18 protein-coding genes are annotated in these 18,937 nt (G+C 32.4%); 15 read left to right on the top strand and 3 right to left on the bottom strand.

The features are described 5' to 3' along the window. Positions 1–2: 2 nt before the first annotated feature. The gene (locus B5X53_RS12070; protein WP_143533263.1) at positions 3–818 is read right to left on the bottom strand and encodes a sulfotransferase family protein; all 816 of its coding nucleotides are present in this window, start codon (positions 816–818) and stop codon (positions 3–5) included. A gap of 56 nt (positions 819–874) precedes the next feature. On the opposite strand from B5X53_RS12070, the gene B5X53_RS12075 reads away from it, so the two are divergent. Beyond that, positions 875–1,822 carry a glycosyltransferase gene (locus B5X53_RS12075; protein ID WP_079713487.1) on the top strand — a complete coding sequence of 316 codons (948 nt, stop codon included), beginning with the start codon at positions 875–877 and terminating at the stop codon, positions 1,820–1,822. Then, positions 1,822–2,844 (top strand): glycosyltransferase, encoded by a 1,023-nt coding sequence (locus tag B5X53_RS12080; protein WP_079713488.1) that lies wholly within the window; start codon positions 1,822–1,824, stop codon positions 2,842–2,844. The genes B5X53_RS12075 and B5X53_RS12080 overlap by 1 nt, the downstream gene beginning before the upstream one ends. A gap of 384 nt (positions 2,845–3,228) precedes the next feature. Here the strand turns inward: B5X53_RS12080 and B5X53_RS12085 are convergent, their stop codons facing one another. Next, the gene (locus B5X53_RS12085) at positions 3,229–4,185 is read right to left on the bottom strand and encodes an FkbM family methyltransferase (RefSeq protein WP_079713489.1); all 957 of its coding nucleotides are present in this window, start codon (positions 4,183–4,185) and stop codon (positions 3,229–3,231) included. Positions 4,186–4,499: 314 nt separating this feature from the next. Here B5X53_RS12085 and B5X53_RS12090 point away from each other — a divergent pair, with 314 nt between their 5' ends. The 13 genes from B5X53_RS12090 to B5X53_RS12150 all read left to right on the top strand — a co-directional run bounded on the left by B5X53_RS12090 (position 4,500) and on the right by B5X53_RS12150 (position 17,806). Further along, positions 4,500–5,330, top strand: a complete 831-nt coding sequence (locus tag B5X53_RS12090) for an ABC transporter permease (RefSeq protein WP_079713490.1) — start codon at positions 4,500–4,502, stop codon at positions 5,328–5,330. Positions 5,331–5,439: 109 nt separating this feature from the next. Further along, positions 5,440–6,672 carry an ABC transporter ATP-binding protein gene (locus B5X53_RS12095; RefSeq protein WP_079713491.1) on the top strand — a complete coding sequence of 411 codons (1,233 nt, stop codon included), beginning with the start codon at positions 5,440–5,442 and terminating at the stop codon, positions 6,670–6,672. A gap of 100 nt (positions 6,673–6,772) precedes the next feature. Further along, entirely contained in the window at positions 6,773–7,645 is an 873-nt protein-coding gene (locus tag B5X53_RS12100; RefSeq protein WP_157822069.1) for a sulfotransferase domain-containing protein, read from the top strand. Between the two features lie 31 nt (positions 7,646–7,676). After that, the gene (locus B5X53_RS12105; RefSeq protein ID WP_079713493.1) at positions 7,677–8,591 is read left to right on the top strand and encodes an FkbM family methyltransferase; all 915 of its coding nucleotides are present in this window, start codon (positions 7,677–7,679) and stop codon (positions 8,589–8,591) included. Next, positions 8,588–9,811, top strand: coding sequence for a glycosyltransferase (locus tag B5X53_RS12110; protein ID WP_079713494.1), 1,224 nt, complete (start codon positions 8,588–8,590; stop codon positions 9,809–9,811). The genes B5X53_RS12105 and B5X53_RS12110 overlap by 4 nt, the downstream gene beginning before the upstream one ends. A gap of 252 nt (positions 9,812–10,063) precedes the next feature. Continuing rightward, positions 10,064–10,996, top strand: coding sequence for a glycosyltransferase family 2 protein (locus B5X53_RS12115; RefSeq protein ID WP_262507289.1), 933 nt, complete (start codon positions 10,064–10,066; stop codon positions 10,994–10,996). Between the two features lie 13 nt (positions 10,997–11,009). Continuing rightward, complete coding sequence (locus B5X53_RS12120) at positions 11,010–11,972, top strand: glycosyltransferase family 2 protein (protein WP_079713496.1); 963 nt, start codon at positions 11,010–11,012, stop codon at positions 11,970–11,972. Positions 11,973–11,979: 7 nt separating this feature from the next. After that, positions 11,980–12,825, top strand: a complete 846-nt coding sequence (locus tag B5X53_RS12125) for a glycosyltransferase family 2 protein (protein ID WP_079713497.1) — start codon at positions 11,980–11,982, stop codon at positions 12,823–12,825. 66 nt (positions 12,826–12,891) lie between these two features. Beyond that, positions 12,892–14,055: a glycosyltransferase family 4 protein gene (locus B5X53_RS12130; protein ID WP_159447904.1), complete on the top strand. Its 1,164-nt coding sequence runs from the start codon at positions 12,892–12,894 to the stop codon at positions 14,053–14,055. Between the two features lie 27 nt (positions 14,056–14,082). Beyond that, positions 14,083–14,841, top strand: coding sequence for an FkbM family methyltransferase (locus B5X53_RS12135; protein WP_079713499.1), 759 nt, complete (start codon positions 14,083–14,085; stop codon positions 14,839–14,841). 109 nt (positions 14,842–14,950) lie between these two features. Further along, positions 14,951–15,784: a glycosyltransferase family A protein gene (locus B5X53_RS12140; RefSeq protein WP_079713500.1), complete on the top strand. Its 834-nt coding sequence runs from the start codon at positions 14,951–14,953 to the stop codon at positions 15,782–15,784. A gap of 52 nt (positions 15,785–15,836) precedes the next feature. Continuing rightward, on the top strand, positions 15,837–16,874 hold the full coding sequence (locus B5X53_RS12145) for a hypothetical protein (RefSeq protein WP_143533264.1): 1,038 nt from the start codon (positions 15,837–15,839) through the stop codon (positions 16,872–16,874). Further along, a complete protein-coding gene (locus B5X53_RS12150) occupies positions 16,871–17,806 on the top strand; it encodes a glycosyltransferase family 2 protein (RefSeq protein WP_079713502.1) in 936 nt (311 codons plus the stop codon). The genes B5X53_RS12145 and B5X53_RS12150 overlap by 4 nt, the downstream gene beginning before the upstream one ends. On the opposite strand, the gene wecB is transcribed toward B5X53_RS12150, so the two are convergent. After that, positions 17,799–18,875 carry a non-hydrolyzing UDP-N-acetylglucosamine 2-epimerase gene (gene wecB / locus B5X53_RS12155; protein ID WP_079713503.1) on the bottom strand — a complete coding sequence of 359 codons (1,077 nt, stop codon included), beginning with the start codon at positions 18,873–18,875 and terminating at the stop codon, positions 17,799–17,801. The genes B5X53_RS12150 and wecB overlap by 8 nt on opposite strands. Positions 18,876–18,937 lie beyond the last annotated feature (62 nt).

Below are 18,937 nucleotides of genomic sequence, written 5' to 3' on the forward strand. Positions count from 1 at the left end.
GTTTATTTACTTAAAAGATTTTCTATTAAGCTTATTTCCTGTGGGGTGAAGATCTTTTGGTATTTACTATTTGTTTTTTTGAGGATTCCCCATGTATTTACTTTTTGTTTAAAGCTTTTCGAATATTCCAGCTCAAGAAAATTACATAATTTAGCTAGAAATACAGCAGGATTGTCTACTAAATCTTCGTAATAAACTTCACAATACCTAAACCTTCTAAGGTTTACCTTATCTATTTGAAGATTGTTATAATAAGTTACATACTCTTTTATTAATTCTGCTTTTTCTTTCTTTTTAAAAATTTCCGGTTGATTTTTATATTTCCATTTATAGGAATAGAACGAAGCGATTACTGCTTTTGGATCCCTATCCAGCCAGATAATATATGGGTTATCAAATATTTCCTCGAGAAACCTCCATCTACTGGGCCCTGTAAGTTTCGTAATAAATCTTTCTCCTATTTGGTAGCGATTGATTTTCTTAACTGCATCCTGTGCATTTAGTATATCCTGTTCATTGAAATTTTTTGGATTAAAGCGAAAATTTCTAATGTAATGCGCCCAAAAGGGAAAAGATTCGGCAGGTCTGGGAAATTTTTGTCTGGATCTAGTGAATTTTTCAATGACACCAATTGTCTGGAAATTATTTAATAGAGATAGCCAGGGATGATTTGGGTATTTATTTAGATAAGTAGAAACCCAAAAAAGATCTTGATGTAAGGCCAGAATATCATTTAATAAAGTGGTACCACTTTTTCCGGGTCCAAGAATTATTATAGCATCTTTAATTTTCATATACTTCTCAAAAGGTAGTTGCAATCTATTTAAATTATAAATACAAATAAAAATATTGTTACTTTGAGAAAAAACTTCTAATGTCTGAAATCTGCGTTAGTATCTTTATGCTCACCTATAATCAGGAAAATTTCATTGCGCAGGCGATAGAAGGTGTTTTAATACAGGAAACAAATTTTAGCTATCAACTCGTTATTGGTGATGATTGCAGTACCGACAAAACAATGGAAATTTGCAGTAATTATGCCTCCAAACATCCAAAAAAAATAAAATTATTACTCAATGAGAAGAATATAGGTATAGGGGCAAACTACGTTAAAACCTATGCAGAATGCGACGGAAAGTATGTTGCAATTTGCGATGGAGACGATTATTGGATAGATCCAAATAAACTGCAGAAACAGGTAGATTTTTTAGAGGAAAATCCTGATTATAAAATTATTTACACTAATAATTATAGTCTTTTTCCATCAGGTAAGAAAACTGGACCCAAAAAAGATGACCGCCCCTTAACAACTGATTTTCAAGATTTAGTTTTAGGTAATTATATGGCTTCCGTAACAGTATTATTCAAAAACACACCGCTTACATACAAGATGAAAAAATGGATACCGACTTCTGCTTATGGTGATTGGCCAACTTATTTACTTGTACTCAACAGGGGAGGAAAAATTTTTTTCATGAATGAACCCACTGCCGTTTATAGAAAAGATTTCGGGACTTCTACAGAATTAAGAAAGACAAAGAGTAAAATGGGGAAAATAAATCTTTCTATACTTGAAATGTTATTGGATGATGAAACTTTCAAAAAAAGGAAGGAGATTCTTAAGGCCGCTATCTACAGATTGAAATTAGGATTGATAGGAAGCCTTAATAAAGAACATAATTTTTACGATTCTTTCCTTTTGCTAATTCGCTTAAGTTTGGAAAAGGGAGATTGGGTAATACTCCGTCGCTATATATCTTCTTTAAAACGTACTTTAGTTCTTTTATCCCGACTTGATAAGTATTCTTTAAATTCTAAGTAATGACTGATGTTCAAAATATCTTAGTCGCTACAAACCAATTGAATAAAATAGGAGGTTCCGAAACTTTCGCATTTTCATTGATTGAAGAATTAAAGAAAAGGGAATTTGTTGTCGAATATTTTACTTTTTTAAAAGGTGCCGTCTCGCAGCAAATTGAAGAAAAGTTAGGTGTACAATTTATGTCAAGAAAGAAATATGATCTTATTCTGGCTAATCATCAAACTTGCATAGAACTTCTTTTTACACGTGGATATATTATACAAATATGTCATGGAATTTTCCCTTATCTCGAGCAGCCTTCAAAATATGCAGATTTTCATATCGCAATTTCCCAGGAGGTTCAGGATCATTTGAAGAAGAAAAATTTTAAGTCAAGAAAGATTTATAACGGTATTGACTGTGAAAGATTCAAACCGGAAAAAAAAATTAAACCTAAACTAACAACAATTTTAAGTTTATGTCAGTCAAATTCTGCAAATGCAATAATTAAAGAAATATGTAGAGAGCATAATCTTTCTCTGCTGGTTATTAATAAGTTTGAAACACAGGTGTGGGAGGTAGAGAAGGCCATTAATAAGTCTGATTTGGTAATTGGTTTGGGTCGCTCAATCTATGAAGCAATGGCCAGTGGGAGGCCCGTTGTAATCTATGATCATAGACCATATTCTAAATCTTTTGGAGATGGATATTTAGATGCAAATAATATAAAGGAAAGTATTAAGAATAATTGTTCGGGCAGAAGATTTAAATTTCAATTTTCTAAAGGAGATCTGGTAACGGAAATTTTTAAATATGATTTAAAAACGGGAGATTTTTTAAGAAACTTTGCGTTAAAAAATTTGAATATAACTTCTATGGTTGATGAATATCTGGAAATATTTTTAGCGGAACAGGAAAAGAATAGAGGATTTAAACGAGATTTCAGAAAATTAATGTACTCTATGGGAATCAATAAAAAAAAGAAGGTACAAGCACTAAAGAGACAGATGGCGAAAATACTTGCTTATTTTGTTAGAAAATAACAGTGAAGATTTCCTTGATTCTTTATGCTAAGCTTATTTACCATCATTTAAATAACTGATGTCCTTTATAGGGTTAGATAATTTTCTGTAAGTATAGTATGGGTTCCGGAAAGGAAAAAATAAGATATGGCTTTTTTTGCTAAAGGAAAATCCTGTATTTTAACTGAAAATTATGGTTTAAACATCCCAAAATTTTAAACTTTGAGTGACAAAAAGTTGATTGAACTCAACTTCACAGAAATCTGGTAGTACATTTTATTGGTTAAGCGGGATATTGTAATTGTTTATATAATTCTCGATACTGTGATGTTTACCTGGGGTGGTTTTCCAATACCCTAGGGATTGCTATAAAGCTCTTTTTAAATCGGACTGAAAGAATTATATTTATACAGGAGAAATAGTGTTGAATAAAGATGTATTTGTTCTAATTTTTTCAGTTTGATCTTTATGAAATATTATATAATTCCATTCCCATCTTTTTAAATCTAACTCTGTTACGATAAAACGGTCTAATTTTTCAGCCTGACGGTTTTTCTTTAAATGAAAAATGTGAAAATCTTCAAAATTAATTAATTCATTAAGTCTTTGTGCAATTTCTTTACTAAGTACTTCAATAATCAAAACCGGTTTAAATTTATTTAGATATTCCCCTAAACCCATTAAGGCTTCGGGTTCGTGCATTTCAATGTCTATCTTAATTAAATCTATTCCTTCAAGTTTATTTTTATTAATATAGTCCTTTATTGTTGTCGTTTCGACTTCATATTCCATTATTTTACCTTTGTAGCCTTGCCAGTTCTTCATTTTATCGGGAGAAAGAGAAGCATTATCATTGGGATATGGGAGATCAAAAAAAGTTTGCTTTCCTGTAAAATTAGAAACCGCTATTTGTTCACATTTAATGTCAAAATTATTTATCTTATTGTTAGATTTTAATCTTTTAAAGGTATGTATTGAGGGCTCAAAGGCATATACACAAATTTCTGGCTTAATAGACTTAGCAACTAAACTATAAATACCGGTATTTGCCCCAATATCCAAAATTACTTCAGAAAATTGGCATAATTCAATCCAGATCCATCCCAGGTCATTTTCAAAAGTTTCAAAAGGCCCTTCCCAAAAGGTTTCGTGTTCTATCATTCCCCCGTAATTATACATTTTAAAATGATTATTTTTTGTAAGCTTTACTGTGAATTCTCCTTGAAAGTTTAACTTTTTAATTTTAGAAGATGGTGTGCAGTATTGCTTTATTCCCGAGCAAATAGAACGTTGCACTGGGGTAGGTAATTTAGCATAAATTCTTAGGAATTTTGAAGTGAGAAAATTTTTGATTTTTTTCATAAGGGCTAAAAATAATTAATTAGTTATTAACTCACAGAGTAAACTTATAATTCCTTTTTAGAAGAGGTAAGATCGCTTTAGGTTTAGAATTATAATATGTATTTTTCGCACCTCGAACCAGGATCTATTTAATATAAAGAGCACATCTTAATTAACACTATTCTTAAGGCTGAAAATATCGCTGAATAAAACCGTTTGGGTACGGTAGGAATCGGCACCTTAGGTAATGGCTTAAATTAGGACAGTATGAATTTTTAAACTATTTTGGTTTCCATCCAGAATACTTTCAATTGTAAAGTTTTTAAATAATATCTATGCAAATCCGTATTTACCAAAAAGAAAGGAATTTAAGCCCTGTAAAACTGCTTAAAGAAACTTTTCTGGATATTTATAAATCGCGTTTTCTTGCACGGCAATTGGCCGAGCGGGATATTAAAGCTCAGTACAGACAATCTTATCTCGGGATTTTATGGGCCTTTCTTACACCATTAGCAACCGCTGCGGTTTGGATTTTTCTTAATCTTTCGGGGACAATCCAGGTTACTGATACTGGAATTCCCTATCCGGTTTTTGCATTTACAGGAACTTTGTTATGGTCAATAATCACAGAGGCTGTTAACAGTCCTACCCAAAGTACTAATGCGGCACGGGGACTAATGAGTAAAATTAATTTCCCTAAGGAAGGACTCATAATTTCCGGGATTTATAAATTACTTTTTAATTCTTCTATTAAGATAATATTGTTAATCGCTTTTGTTTTTATTTTTGGACTCGGTTTTCATTGGGGGTTATTGCTTTTACCTTTTGCCATCCTTGGGGCTCTTCTTTTTGGAATAACAATAGGGCTACTACTTACACCCTTAGGAATGTTATATAAAGATATTGGCAAAATTGTTACTATGGGGTTTAGTTTTTTAATGTATATAACTCCTGTGGTATATGCAGTTCCAGATTCTGGCCTTATGAAAACAATTATGGAGATTAATCCCTTTACCCCTGTGATTTTGACTTGCAGGGATATTATAACCGGAGCAAGCTCAGATTATCTTGTGTATTTTTTAATTATTATGACCTTGTGCATTCCACTTTTTCTGGTGGCTCTTATCTTATATAGAATTTCAATTCCTATACTTATCGAGCGATAAAAAAGTGTAGAATATTAAATAGAGAAATTAGAAGTCTGTATTTAAAGCTTCAATTTTAACCTAAGAAATTCTTACTTTTAACCCCACTCAAAAATAAAAATCATGGCTTATGCCTAATAAAGATCAGGAAGTTTTAGTGAAAGTGGAAGGGCTCTCCAAAAAATTCTGTAAAGACCTTAAAACCAGCCTTTGGTATGGCGTCCAGGATTTGTTGAGTAATCTCAAAGGTAATAGAGCCGAAAGGGAGTTGCGGGAGAAAGAATTCTGGGCGGTTAAGGATATTTCGTTTGAACTTAGGCGTGGAGAATGTCTGGGACTTATTGGGCATAATGGAGCTGGGAAATCTACTTTGCTTAAAATACTTAATGGGCTTCTTAACCCTGATGCCGGTAAAGTCACTATTAAAGGTCGGGTAGGCGCACTTATAGAACTTGGCGCCGGGTTTAACCCTATTCTTACTGGAAGGGAAAATATTTATAATAACGGAGCCATCCTGGGTTTTAGCCGAAAAGAGATTAATGAAAAGTTAGACGAGATCATAGATTTTGCAGAAATACGCGAATTTATAGATATGCCAGTGCAAAATTATAGCAGCGGGATGAAAGTACGTCTCGGTTTTGCCGTCGCCGCCCAAATGGAACCCGACGTTTTAATTATTGATGAAGTGCTGGCGGTAGGGGATATGGGGTTTAAATTAAAGTGCTTTAAAACGATTGATGAGATTTTACCCCGAACAGCAATTGTTTTTGTTTCTCATAGCATGCCACAAGTTTCCCGGTTATGTAACCAGGTAATTTTGATGGAGCAAGGCAAATCTAGCTTTCAAGGGAATGATATTGCTAGAGCCATTGATTTATATTATAATCGTTTTTTAAACAATAGTAGCCAGGAAATTTTCAGCGATGGTACCTTTAGGCTTGAAAAAGTTGAGTTGATGGGCGCTACAGGATATGAAGGAAAAGTTCCAGTACTACATTGGAATGATAATTTAAATCTATTTTTTAAATTTAAAGTAAAGAATGTAAAAGAGGTTCCTCGTTTTGTTATTTCTATTTTTGATAAGGAGCAACGTCCAATTGCAGTTTTTGAAAAAAATGATAAAAATGCAGGTTTAGAAATTAAAGACGGCAATTTGGAATTTTTCGTTAATCACCCTAATTTACAGTTGACAAAAGGATTATACTCGTTGCATGTTCTTCTCTTAAAAATGAATTCTTCTGGACCTATTTTACGGATGAATGATGTATTATCGTTTCAAATAATCCATAAAGAAGATGTTTGGCCGCCTTTACTACTAAAAACCAACTATCAGAATTACTCTATTAAAAACTTGACGCAATAGGTGTAGAATATTCTAATTTTGCTGAAAAATTTTCCTAATTGGAAATGAGAAATTTTATTTTTGTTAGGTTTTTTTATTGGATTAATCGCAAATGAATAAGATGTTTGTAACAGAAATAGTAAAAAACATTAAGTTAAGTTTAATTAGAAGAGTTTTAAGAAAAACAGAATTAATACTTGTGGTCAGTACCGGTAGAACAGGTACAAAGTTTTTTGAATCTTTTCTAAAAAAAATTTTCCCGAAATCTCCTGTTTTTCACGAACCCAAGCCAGATTTATTTGATATTTCAATAAAAAAAATCCGTTTTGGAGTATCGGAAGAGAAATTAAAAAATGAAATTCTTTTTCATCGAACACAACTCTTTTATGATAATTATTCCTTTTTAGAAATTATACCTTTGGTCTTTTTTCGAAAATCAGTTTATGTGGAATCTAATCCTTTTGTATTTCCCATTTTAAATGAATTTTCCTCATTGTTTAAAAATGTAAAAATTATTTATGTTTCCAGAGACTTTAAAACTTATAGTGTATCTGCATATAATATGTCCCCACAGGGTGATGGGATTTCTAATTTTTACGGTATGGCAGATAGAAGGGAACGTCTAACTGCCGTAGATTTTGGTGAGATGTCTAAGAGGCAGTGGGATTTCTTATCCAGAATGGAAAAAATTGCCTGGTATTGGAACAAGTGTAATAAAATACTTTACACTGAATTGCCAAAAAAGAATTCAATTCACATGAAATTTGAAAATTTATTTTCTGAAGATCCCTTGGTTCAAAAATCGGAATTGGAAAGAATTATGAGTTTTTTAGAAAAATATAATATAGATGTCCTTGAGTTTGATGAACTGATGAATAATAAGATTAATAAAAGTAATCCAAGTGGAGTCGATAGGATTACTAATTTTGAAGAAAAAAATTCCGTTCTGGTTTTTAAGTTAACAGATGAAATGAGAAAAAATTTGAACTACTAAATTTAAGCTGATTAAATATTTATAGAAAACCATGGATAATCTATTTAGATTATATTATATTCAATGGATAAGAAGGTTCATAGAGGATAAAAAATTCAAGGGTAAATGGCGTTTGGGAAAATTCTTGGATTCAGTAACTCCTGAATTAAGAGACAATGTTATTGTTAAAACCAAAAATGGCTTTAAATTAAAGATTTCTCCTTTGTATGATAAAGGAATTGAAAAAAAAATTTTCGAAAACGGTATTTACGAAGAAGGAACTTTATGGTGTTTTCAACAAATAATAAAAAAGGGGGATATAATTTTTGATCTTGGAGCTAATATAGGTCTTACAACCATACATGCGAGCAAACTAACTGGAAAAAAAGGCAGAGTATATGCATTTGAACCAATGCCTACCACCTTTAATATTTTAAATGAAAATATAAGACTTAATCGTATTAAAAACGTATTAGCCTTGAATTTTGGACTTAGCGACAAGAATAAAAAAGGTGAAATTTTCCCCAATTTGCATATTAATCGGGGAGCTGCTTCAATCTATGCAGCCAACAGGATTGAAGGAGTAGAAATTGATCTAAAAACCCTAGATTCTTTTATCAGCAATAATAATATTGATAAGGTTGATTTCATTAAAATTGATATCGAAGGAGCGGAAGTACCAATGCTAAAAGGAGCAAACATTTTTTTTTCAACATATGAAAAGCCAATAATCTGTATTGAATTTAGTAAAAATGTTCATACTGAATTTTCTCCTTATTTCATATATGATTATTTGAACGGAAAATTAAATTATGATATATTTAAACAATTGAAAGGAAAAGAGAGCCTCACTCCCTTAATTAAAATTAATAGCAAAGAGGAATTACCTAAGCACGACAATTTATACTGTTTTCAGCAATATCACTATAAAAGGTTGCCCAAAGATTTCTTTTTTAAAAATTCATGAATATAGCTTTTATCGTAAAAGGATTTCCTACCCTTACTCAAACTTTTATAGAAAATCAAATTGTGGCCTTGTTGAAAGAAGGCCATGATGTTGATATTTTTGCTTTTAAAAAAGGCGATTTATCTATTTTACATCCTGATATTGCTAAATATCATCTATTAGATAGAGTTACTTATAAAGAAGAAATGCCGCCTTCAAAAAAAAGAAGGGTTAAAGATCTTTTGCTGTGGACAAAGAAAAATTTTTTTCATATCCATTGGAGAGAATTTTTACATGCTTTATTGTCTGAGAAATATAATAAAGAAACCTTTTTAAATCTGTTTTATAAAAGTAAATGGTTTTTGTCCGGGCAGAAATATGATGTTATTCATGCTCATTTTGGTGATAATAGTATTCCTATTGCAAATTTAAAAGAGAAAGGATTTTTAAGAGGAGTGAAGTTTGTTGTTACCTTCCACGGCTATGATTTAACTCCTACTTTATTATCTCACTATGAACATCAATATAAAGAAATTTTTAAGCATGCTTATGCCTTTACGGTTAATACAGCGTATACCAAAGACCTTCTTTTAAAAGTTAAGCCACATCTACAAAATATAAATATTTTACCTGTGGGACTCAATCCTGTCCTTTTTCAAAGGGAAAATAAATTAAAGAATAATTTTAGAATTCTTTTTTGTGGGAGACTCATTCCATTAAAAGGCCCATTTTTATTACTGGAAATTATTGCAGAATTAAGAAGTAGAGGTTTTCGTGATGTTGAATTAGAAATTATTGGTGATGGAGAGTGTAGGGAAAAATTAGAGGAAAAGGTAAAACAAATTGATATTGAAAGAAATGTCTTTTTTAGAGGTGCTTTAAATCAGTTAGAAATTAGAGACAGTATGGAAAAAGCATTTGTGCTTTTACATCCTGGGATATATGATCCACAAACTGGTCGGGCTGAAACCCAGGGCTTAGTGATCCAGGAGGCACAAGCTATGGAGCTCCCGGTAATTGTATCAGACGTAGGGGGAATGAAATATGGTCTAATCGATGGAGAAACGGGATTTGTTGTAAAAAAAAATGATATAGGTGGTTTTGCCGATGCCATTGAAAAATTGATTTTAAACAGAGAACTGAGGGAAAAAATGGGAAAACTTGGGAGAGAATTTGTAGAAAAAAATTATGATTCTTCTTTTTTAGTCAAGAAATTACTGGATTTATATAAGGCTAATTAATACGTTTTTCGTGAAACGCATAAATAATCCCACCTTTCTATTTCGTTAAAGAATAGTAATAATTTTAAGCTTATTCAAATTATTAGGTTTTATTCACGCTTTTAGTTCTTGAATTTTTGGTTTAGATAAAAGAGGTCAAAATTACTATCAACTAGAATCTATATAAAAATAATTCAATGAATGTTGGAAGCCATGTTTTCTTATATTGCAATTTAAATTTTCGCAAAACTGAACCATTTAGTTGCCATAATAATCCCTACCTATAATCGAGCTCATTTTCTCGGCTCAACACTGGATTCTATCCTGGTCCAGACTTATAAAAAATGGGAATGTATAATTGTGGATGATGGGTCAACTGATTACACAGAAAAACTAATGGAATTTTACTGCGCTAAAGATTTCAGAATTCAGTTTCATCACCGCCCAAAAAAACGAAGGAAAGGAGCCAATGCCTGTAGGAATTATGGGTTTGAGTTATGTAAAGGTAAATACATACAATGGTTTGATAGCGACGACCTTATGGCACCCAATTTTTTAGACCTAAAAGTTAAAGCCATTGAGGAAAACAAGGTTGATTATGTGATTTCAAAATCGGCTAATTTTAAAGATCCTAATCGGGCAGATATTATTAGTAAAAATGAAAAATATTACAGGTTTAATGATTTTGAGATAACCAATTATAATTATGTAACTCAAAAGATAAACTGGTTAACCTACGATTTTTTAGGTAAGAGAGAAGTATGTGAAAAAGTGAGATTTAATGAGACGCTTTCTTCGGGACAGGAATATAATTTTTTTTCCAAATTAACCTGTTTTTCGGTTAATGGCCTTATAATTGATTCCTACCTTACTTATAGGCGTATGCATTCCCAGTCTATACGTTCTAATTTATATAGAAATAGGAAGGAAAAAGAAGAATTGCAATACAATCAACTGGAAACCTGGCGGGAATTAAGTGAAATTTCTCCCAACTCTCCTTCTGTAAAATATCTTTTTTTTTCCTTGATTAAAATTGATTCCAGGGAACGTATGAATCTAAAAACTCAAACTTATTTACTTAAAACCTTATTAAAAAAAGGAAGGTTGCATGATGTTGCTTTACTGCTGTGCTTCGAGTACATTTATAAACCGAGTGGAATAGGCTATATTTTTCGTAAAAAACTTCTACAAAGTATAGAAAAGTAAATTAGCAATCTAAATGCAGAAATTGGTTTCAATTATTATACCTACCTATAACAGGGCACACTTACTGGGTGAAACCTTGGATTCTGTATCAGCTCAATCCTATCATAATTGGGAATGTCTTATAATAGATGACAGCTCTACCGATTATACAAAAAAGTTACTGGAGTTTTATTGCGAAAAAGACTCCAGGTTTCAATATCATCAACGCCCAACAGTTAGGCCGAAAGGTGCTAATGCCTGTAGGAACTATGGATTTGAAATAAGTGAAGGCGAATTTATAAATTGGTTTGATGATGATGATGTGATGCTGCCCGGTTATATGGAATCATCCTTAAAAGCTTTTAAAGAAGTGCATCTTTTTATTGTTTCCAAAGGCTATTATTTAATGAATGATTCGGCAAAACGTATTCCAATGAAAATAGAAATAAAGGATAGTTTATTTAAATCTTTAGTGTTATGGGAGAGTCATATTATTACCAATTCTGTTGTTTTTAGGAGGTCTTTCTTAGAAACTAAGAAACTCTTTAATATTAAAATTTCCAGGGGGCAGGAAGCAGAATTTTTCTCAAGAATTTTTTTCAACCTACCGGAATCCTCTTATAAGGTGATAAAGGAACCTCAATTCTTATATCGACAACATTTAGAATCTAAAACTCATAAAAATAGAGCTTATGTAAGGAGTTTTAAAGAATCCCAGGCTTTCATTTCAATGAGAAATTTAAAATATAGTCTGGAATTAAAAGACCCGGATTTGATTGTAACATTGTATAGTGATATAAAACAATTATTTTTTATGGGTATTGAGCATAAACATAAGAAAAATTCATTTTATATTTTAAAAAACTTTATTCCTTTACTTTGGAAAATTAACAAAGAGTTAAGCATAAAATGGTTGATTTGTGGATCTTTAATTTTTATTACAGGAAAGAATAGTTACATCTTGGGAAAACCTATTAGGCGAAGTGAAATTATTTAATTCCGAAATGAAACCATTAGTTTCCATCATTATACCCACATACAATAGGGCTCATTTAATAGGTGAAACCCTGGATTCGGTTATTGCCCAAACATATAAGAATTGGGAATGTATTGTTGTAGATGATCATTCTACTGATAATACCTCACAAGTCGGCTTAGAATATACAATCAAGGACGAGAGAATAACCTTTGTTAAAAGACCTAAGGGAAGTCTTAAAGGGGCTGCTTCTTGCAGAAATATAGGCTTGAAGAATGCAAAGGGTGACTTTGTACAATTTCTGGATTCAGACGACCTGTTGGCTCCTGACAAGTTAGAGGTCCAGTTTAAGTATGCCCGAAAAGAAATATTACTTACGGGGAAATGGGGATATTTTTCCAGCCGGGACCATTTAGAAAGGTTTAAATACAAGCAAAGATCTTATCGTAACTTCAAAGCACCCCTGAAGTTGCTTTCTTGTTTTGGAAAAAACGATGAGTTCTTCCCATTACATACCTACCTTATCCCAATGGAAGTTATTAAAAAAGCTGGAAAATGGAGAGAAGATCTTGGAAATAATGATGATGCAGAATATATAAGCAGAATTTTGAGGAATACCAGAAAGGTGAAATTTGTTAAACTTGCTCGAGTCTTCTACCGTGTGGAAGGCAAAAGTACCCTTAGTGGTTTCAATACATATGAAAATGCTCTAAGTGCAGTTAAGTCACTACGATATCTTGAATACAATTTATCCGATTATCCAAAAATAAAAGCGAGGTATGTAGGAAATCTTAAAGCGAATATTAGTAAAAGGATTAAGGCATCATATCCGATACTTTATGAGCAAAACGCTGATCTATGGATTAATAATTAATTCGAAAATGTCTTGAAGAGCATTCTTTTTAAAATATGGAAATTTCCTAAATTATCGGAAACCTTTGTGGTTAATCAGATAGTCACAGCTATCAAACTAGGTTACGAGGTAAGGATCTTAACCGAAGAATTTTGTGATATTTCAGAAAATGCAAATAAAGATCTCTTTCGGCAATATGAGCTTGAAAATAAGTTGATCCTGGAAGATTATAATATTCCTGAAACGAAGAGGGGACGAGCATTCAAGGGAATGAGTTTGATAATTAAAAGATGGGATCTTTTTAAGCCATTGCTTATATTTTACAAATCCAGCAATAGAAAAGGTTTCTTTCCCATCTTTCAATTTTTCTTTTATGCATCCTTACGAAATTATGAAGTTATTCATATTCAGTTTGGGACTAATAAAGATCCTATTGACATTCTAAAAAAGAATGGTTTCCTGAAAAGTAGGATAATTACCAGCTTTCACGGTCATGATCTTCACTTTCCAATTAATAATCAAATTCTGGAAGATGGATATTATGATAACCTATTTGAGGTAGCCGACGTGCTGGTTTGTAATACAACCTATTTAAAAGAAAAGTTAAAAACTTTGAGAGCACCTGAAAATAAGATTGAAACCATACCTGTAACCGTTGATACTGATACTTTTCGGCCTGCTGCTTTTCATAGAGATAAGAATAAATTAAAATTAATGACTGTTGGCAGAATGGATCAATTGAAGGGCCAGGAATACGGAATAAAAGCAGTAAATTTATTAATAAAGAAAGGTATAGATGTACAATATATACTAGTGGGAACCGGTATTTATGAAGAAAGACTAAAAAAAATGGTTGATGAATTGGGATTAAATGGAAATATTTCCTTCAAAGGAAAAACTAATCCAAAGGATGTTGCCAAATTATTGCAAAGCGCCGATATATTTTTAATGACCTCCGTGACAAATAAAGTTGGAATGCAGGAAAGTCAGGGCTTGGTGACTGCCGAGGCACAGGCCTGTGGATTACCGGTGATAGCCTTTGATACAGGAGGAGTGAAATATACTCTTAAAGATGGCCAAACTGGATTTTTGTGCAGGGAAAAGGAGGTTAATGCTATGGCTGATAAGATCGAACTTCTTATAAATAATCCCAAATTAAGAGAAGAAATAGGAAAGAAGGCCAGAGAGTTTATTGAGAAAGAATATTCGGAGATTGCGGTTATGAATAAATGGCAAGATATTTACGGTTAATGTTATTACAAATAGTACCTATATAGAATGAAAAATATTATAAAAAAATATACAGATAGGCCGGGCTATAAAATTGTTAGAAAATTATCTAGAAGATTAGGTTATGATCTAATTCCTCTTACCATAGATAAAATTGGTAGAGACCCATACCTTGATATGAAGAAATTTATTATTAATGATCATCCTGTTTTTTTTGATGTTGGAGCAAATTATGGTCAAACAATAGATGAGATAACCGATGTTTTTAAAAATCATGAAATTCATTCTTTTGAACCAGGCCCTGACGTTTTTGAATATTTAAAGAATAAAAAATCTCATAAGAAAAATATTAATATTTGGAATTATGGGATTGGGTCAGCAAAAAGCCATTTATTATTGAACCAAAACACAAATAGGAACATGAGTTCCTTTCTTGAAATAGGAAATGATGGTTGGGGAGCAATTGAAGGTCAAACTTCTGTTCCTGTAACTACTATTGATGATTTTTGTAAAGAACAAGAAATTGAAAGAATTGATGTTTTAAAAATAGATACTCAAGGGTTCGAACTTGAGGTGTTTAAAGGGTCTAAACAATCTATGCAAGAAAACAGGATAGGCTTACTGTATTTTGAAGTAACCTTTATTGATATGTACCAAAACTTACCCTCCTTTGGCGAGTTGTTTGACTTTGCTGTAGAGAATGGGTTTGAACTAATTACTATTTATCCAATAAAGTATAAAAACAATAGGGCTGGTTGGACAGATGTTTTGTTCAGACATAAGAATTATAATCTTACCAAAAACTAAGAAACCTTATTTAATCTTTCTATTAGAGTCCCTCAAGTTAAGTTTGAATTCCTGCTCTCATACTTGTGTTTTAATCTGGAGGCTTCTTATATTCGTTTAAATTTATGCTATGCAACAAGAAATAATATCCATAATTATCCCTTGTTTTAATGATGCTGAATATATAGAGCAGGCTATAAATTCGGCCTTAGTTCAATCCTGGCCAAAGAAGGAGGTTATCGTAGTAGACGACGGCTCCCATACCGACACTAAGATTAAATTAAAATCTCTGGAGCCGAGGATTAATAGACTTATAACCCAGGAAAATAAGGGAGTAAGTGCGGCCCGAAATGAAGGAATAAAAGTTGCCAAGGGGGAGTACATATTGGTGTTGGATAGTGATGATTATTTTGAACCGAAATTTTGTGAAAAAGCCATAGATGTACTTTTGAAAGATACCGATGTGAAACTTGTTACATGTTATTCTAACTGGTTTTCTAAAGGAAATAATAAACTTTTTAAACCTTCTGGCGGTCAATTGGAAGACATTCTGCTGAAAAATATAGCCATGGGCTCGTCTATGTTTCGGAAAAGTGATTGGAAAGCAGTGGGAGGTTATGATGAAATAATGCTAAAAGGTTTTGAAGATTGGGAGTTCTATATCAGGTTGTTAAAAAATGGAGGTTATGCATACGTTATTCCTGAAATGCTGTTCAACTATAGAAATAAGCAGAATTCAAGGAATAAAAAAGCTAACCTTGCCATGTATGCCATTAAGGAATATATTTATAACAAACACGCCGAACTATATAAGGAACATTTTTCTTTATTTATCCATGAATGGTTGAAGTCTACAAAAAAAAATGAAGCATTTAAACAACAGGTTATGGATAGTGTGGACTATAAGATTGGGAATAAATTATTGAAACCTTTGAGAGCTTTAGGAATGTTCAAAAAGAAATGACTTCCATAAAATGATTTTTTATAAAGCGAGAAGAAGATTAAGGAAATGGCTAATGGATAATTATTGGTTTTATAAAACTATAATCCTTAAAAGATTTGAGTCCGTTCCAAAGAACCAAAAAAAAGTGTTTATAGAGATTGATCATATCACTCTAAATAGATATCTGTATAATTTTATTAAATTTTTCACTCTTAATAATTATACAGTTTATATCCCTAAGAATAAAAGGGTGATTAGTGTACTAAACCAAAAAAAGGGGGAATTCGTTTATGGTTCATGGATTTTAAAAGAGCGGGTAAGAATAGGTGAACCTGAAAATGCTGATCTAGTAATAGGAAAAAACCAATTAAGTAATAACTATTTCAGAGGAAAAGTTGGAAATAGCTACCATGTCCCTATGAGTGAATATCCGGGTATTTACAGACATGGTTTTTTTAATGAGGTAGAGAGCATTCAACTAAAACGTAAAAGATCTATTTTTATGTCGGGGAATATTGATGCTGCATTTTATAATAACATATCTAAGGCAGGTTTCTTTGAAATTCCTAGTAGAAGTCAAGTAGCTGATTTTTTAAAAAAAAAACCGTATAGCCTTGAATTTAATAACTTATTAGAATTAAAAAGTTTCATAAATGAAGAAGCTGATTATAAAGTTGTACTGGTCGATACATCAAAACAGTTTAGAATTCCTTTGAAAGAACTCAAAAATATACTTCAGAAATTTAATTTTTATCTGGCTCTTCCTGGTATTCTTATCCCTCAGTCTCATAATCTTATCGAAGCTATGTCCGTTGGCTGTATACCTGTAATTCATAGAACCTATGCTGAGCTAATGTTTCCTCCCTTAAAAAATATGGAGACAGCGCTTGTATATGATTCTTGGAGTGAACTTGATGAAATAATTTTGTACTCATTTAACCTGGAGAAGAGTATTTTAAATTCGTTACGTGAAAATGTACTTGAATATTTTAGCAAATATCTTTCGCCTGGGGCAGTAGTTAAGAAGATTGAGGAGAACGACTTTTCTACTATATATATTCAGGCAGAAGAAGAGAGCTTGACATTGCTAAAGAAAGATATTTCAGAATGACAAAAGAACTACCTCTTATTTCCATTGTAATGGCCACATATAACCGGGCTCACCTTATAAAAGAATCGTTGATCGCGATCTCAGAACAGTCTTATCAAAACTGGGAGTGTCTTATTATTGATGATGGGAGTAAAGATAAGACTCAGGAAATTGTAGAAAAATTTGGGAATAAAGACTTAAGATTTAAATATTCTAAAAGAGGTTCTAATCATAAGAAAGGCCTGCCAGGTTCAAGAAATCATGGAATATCTTTAATAAAAGGAGAGTATATTATTTTCTTTGATGATGATGACATCCCACATCCGGATTGCTTAAAATGGAGTATTGAGGAAATTTTAAACTATAAGGCTGATTACTGTAGGTTTTTAAGGTCTGTTTTTTTTCAAGATTTAAATAAAAATTTTAATAGGTTGCGGGATTATGCAATTATCCAACATACACCATTGAACGTGAATGAAATGATTACAGGAGATGTTCCATTTAACTCTTGTCAGGTTCTTTGGAAGTCCGAATGTTTTAATAACGAAATTTTTAATGAAGCTTTAATGTTTGCAGAGGAGTGGGAATTGTATACACGCATTTTACTAAAAGAACCAAAAGGAATTACAATAAAAAAACCTCTTTATTTCGGAAGAAAACATGCTGTCTCTAATACTGGGGAATTTAGAAAAGCTGATATATCAAGAGTCGATTCAAAGATTTACGCTGCTAGGTTAATAGTAGCTCACCTTTCTCAGGTTAGTACTCTCTCAAGCAGAATGACTAATTTTTTTATCAGAATGGGATTTAACCTTAAATCTTATAATTTGATAAAAGAAGTACTTAATAATAGCAATCTAAATTTTTTAGAAAAGTTTAAATACAGGTTAGGTTTTGCAATCTATCCGCTAATAAAGCCAATTTTAAGACTTAAAGGCTCGGTAATTAAATAGTAATTAAAGATTTGATAATCCTCTCTCCTGTTTTCCCATCCCAGTATTCAGGAATATTGCCTTGTTTCCAATTATCTTTAAAAAGTTTATGTAAGGCCTGTGCAATATTCTCCGGATTTGTACCAATCAATTCGTTAGTTCCGAGTTTGATTGTTTCTGGTCTTTCGGTATTTTCTCTGAGAGTAAGGCAGGGAACACTCAGCACAGTTGTTTCTTCTGTTATCCCACCGGAATCGGTGAGGACAGCTTTGGCATTTTGCACCAGGTAATTAAATTCAAGGTAACCCAGGGGATTAGTTAAATAAAAGTTATCGGCCTCAAAGCTTAGATCTTTCATAATTACGACGGTACGTGGATGAACGGGAAAAATAACAGGGAGGTTCCGGGAGTTTTTCAAGATTGAATTTATTGTAATTTCCAATTGTTTTTCTTCATCAACGTTACCCGGTCTGTGAAGAGTTAGGAGCAGGTATTGCTGAGGTTTGAGATTTACCTCTTTCCAGATATTAGGAGCTTTAAATTTTGATTGAAACCTTAGTAGTGTATCTATCATCGTATTACCTACGAAATAAACATGGTCTTTATCTTTTCCCGCATCCAACAGGGTTTTGGAGGCTTCTGGAGTGGTAGTGAAAAAATAATCAGCTATACTATCGATTAGCACCCGGTTGACTTCTTCAGGCATTGTCCAGTCGTAGGAACGTAGACCGGCTTCCACATGGGCTATTTTGATATTTAATTTCTTAGCTGTGATGGCACAGACCATGCTGGAAGTAACATCGCCTACCACCATGCATAAATCCGGTTTTTCCTCCAGTAAGAGCTTTTCATAGGCCAGCATTATCGCTGCACTTTGCCTGGCCTGGCTCCCACTACCAACCCCCAGGTTGAAATGTGGAGAAGGTAATTCTAAATCTTTAAAAATATTTTCGCTTAGGCTGTCGTCGTAATGCTGCCCGGTATGGATGAATCGATAATTAATATTCTGTCCATAATTTTCTATAGCGTATATGATAGCAGCGATTTTTACGAAATTTGGTCGGGTTCCGGCGATGAGGTCGAGTTGCATAGGACTAAGATAAAAATTATACTGTAAAATTTATGATTTACTTAAACTTGGAAGATGAAACT

The sequence above is a fragment of the Salegentibacter salinarum genome, assembly GCF_900168115.1.
GTDB lineage: Bacteria > Bacteroidota > Bacteroidia > Flavobacteriales > Flavobacteriaceae > Salegentibacter > Salegentibacter salinarum.

What these genes read in the sequence shown, in the direction of transcription:
- B5X53_RS12075 (WP_079713487.1), top strand. Translation starts at nt 875, where the DNA reads ATGTCTGAAATCTGCGTTAGTATCTTTATGCTCACCTATAATCAGGAA.
- B5X53_RS12080 (WP_079713488.1), top strand. Translation starts at nt 1,822, where the DNA reads ATGACTGATGTTCAAAATATCTTAGTCGCTACAAACCAATTGAATAAA.
- B5X53_RS12085 (WP_079713489.1), bottom strand. Translation starts at nt 4,185, where the DNA reads ATGAAAAAAATCAAAAATTTTCTCACTTCAAAATTCCTAAGAATTTAT.
- B5X53_RS12090 (WP_079713490.1), top strand. Translation starts at nt 4,500, where the DNA reads ATGCAAATCCGTATTTACCAAAAAGAAAGGAATTTAAGCCCTGTAAAA.
- B5X53_RS12095 (WP_079713491.1), top strand. Translation starts at nt 5,440, where the DNA reads ATGCCTAATAAAGATCAGGAAGTTTTAGTGAAAGTGGAAGGGCTCTCC.
- B5X53_RS12100 (WP_157822069.1), top strand. Translation starts at nt 6,773, where the DNA reads ATGTTTGTAACAGAAATAGTAAAAAACATTAAGTTAAGTTTAATTAGA.
- B5X53_RS12105 (WP_079713493.1), top strand. Translation starts at nt 7,677, where the DNA reads ATGGATAATCTATTTAGATTATATTATATTCAATGGATAAGAAGGTTC.
- B5X53_RS12110 (WP_079713494.1), top strand. Translation starts at nt 8,588, where the DNA reads ATGAATATAGCTTTTATCGTAAAAGGATTTCCTACCCTTACTCAAACT.
- B5X53_RS12120 (WP_079713496.1), top strand. Translation starts at nt 11,010, where the DNA reads ATGCAGAAATTGGTTTCAATTATTATACCTACCTATAACAGGGCACAC.
- B5X53_RS12125 (WP_079713497.1), top strand. Translation starts at nt 11,980, where the DNA reads ATGAAACCATTAGTTTCCATCATTATACCCACATACAATAGGGCTCAT.
- B5X53_RS12135 (WP_079713499.1), top strand. Translation starts at nt 14,083, where the DNA reads ATGAAAAATATTATAAAAAAATATACAGATAGGCCGGGCTATAAAATT.
- B5X53_RS12140 (WP_079713500.1), top strand. Translation starts at nt 14,951, where the DNA reads ATGCAACAAGAAATAATATCCATAATTATCCCTTGTTTTAATGATGCT.
- B5X53_RS12145 (WP_143533264.1), top strand. Translation starts at nt 15,837, where the DNA reads ATGGATAATTATTGGTTTTATAAAACTATAATCCTTAAAAGATTTGAG.
- B5X53_RS12150 (WP_079713502.1), top strand. Translation starts at nt 16,871, where the DNA reads ATGACAAAAGAACTACCTCTTATTTCCATTGTAATGGCCACATATAAC.
- wecB (WP_079713503.1), bottom strand. Translation starts at nt 18,875, where the DNA reads ATGCAACTCGACCTCATCGCCGGAACCCGACCAAATTTCGTAAAAATC.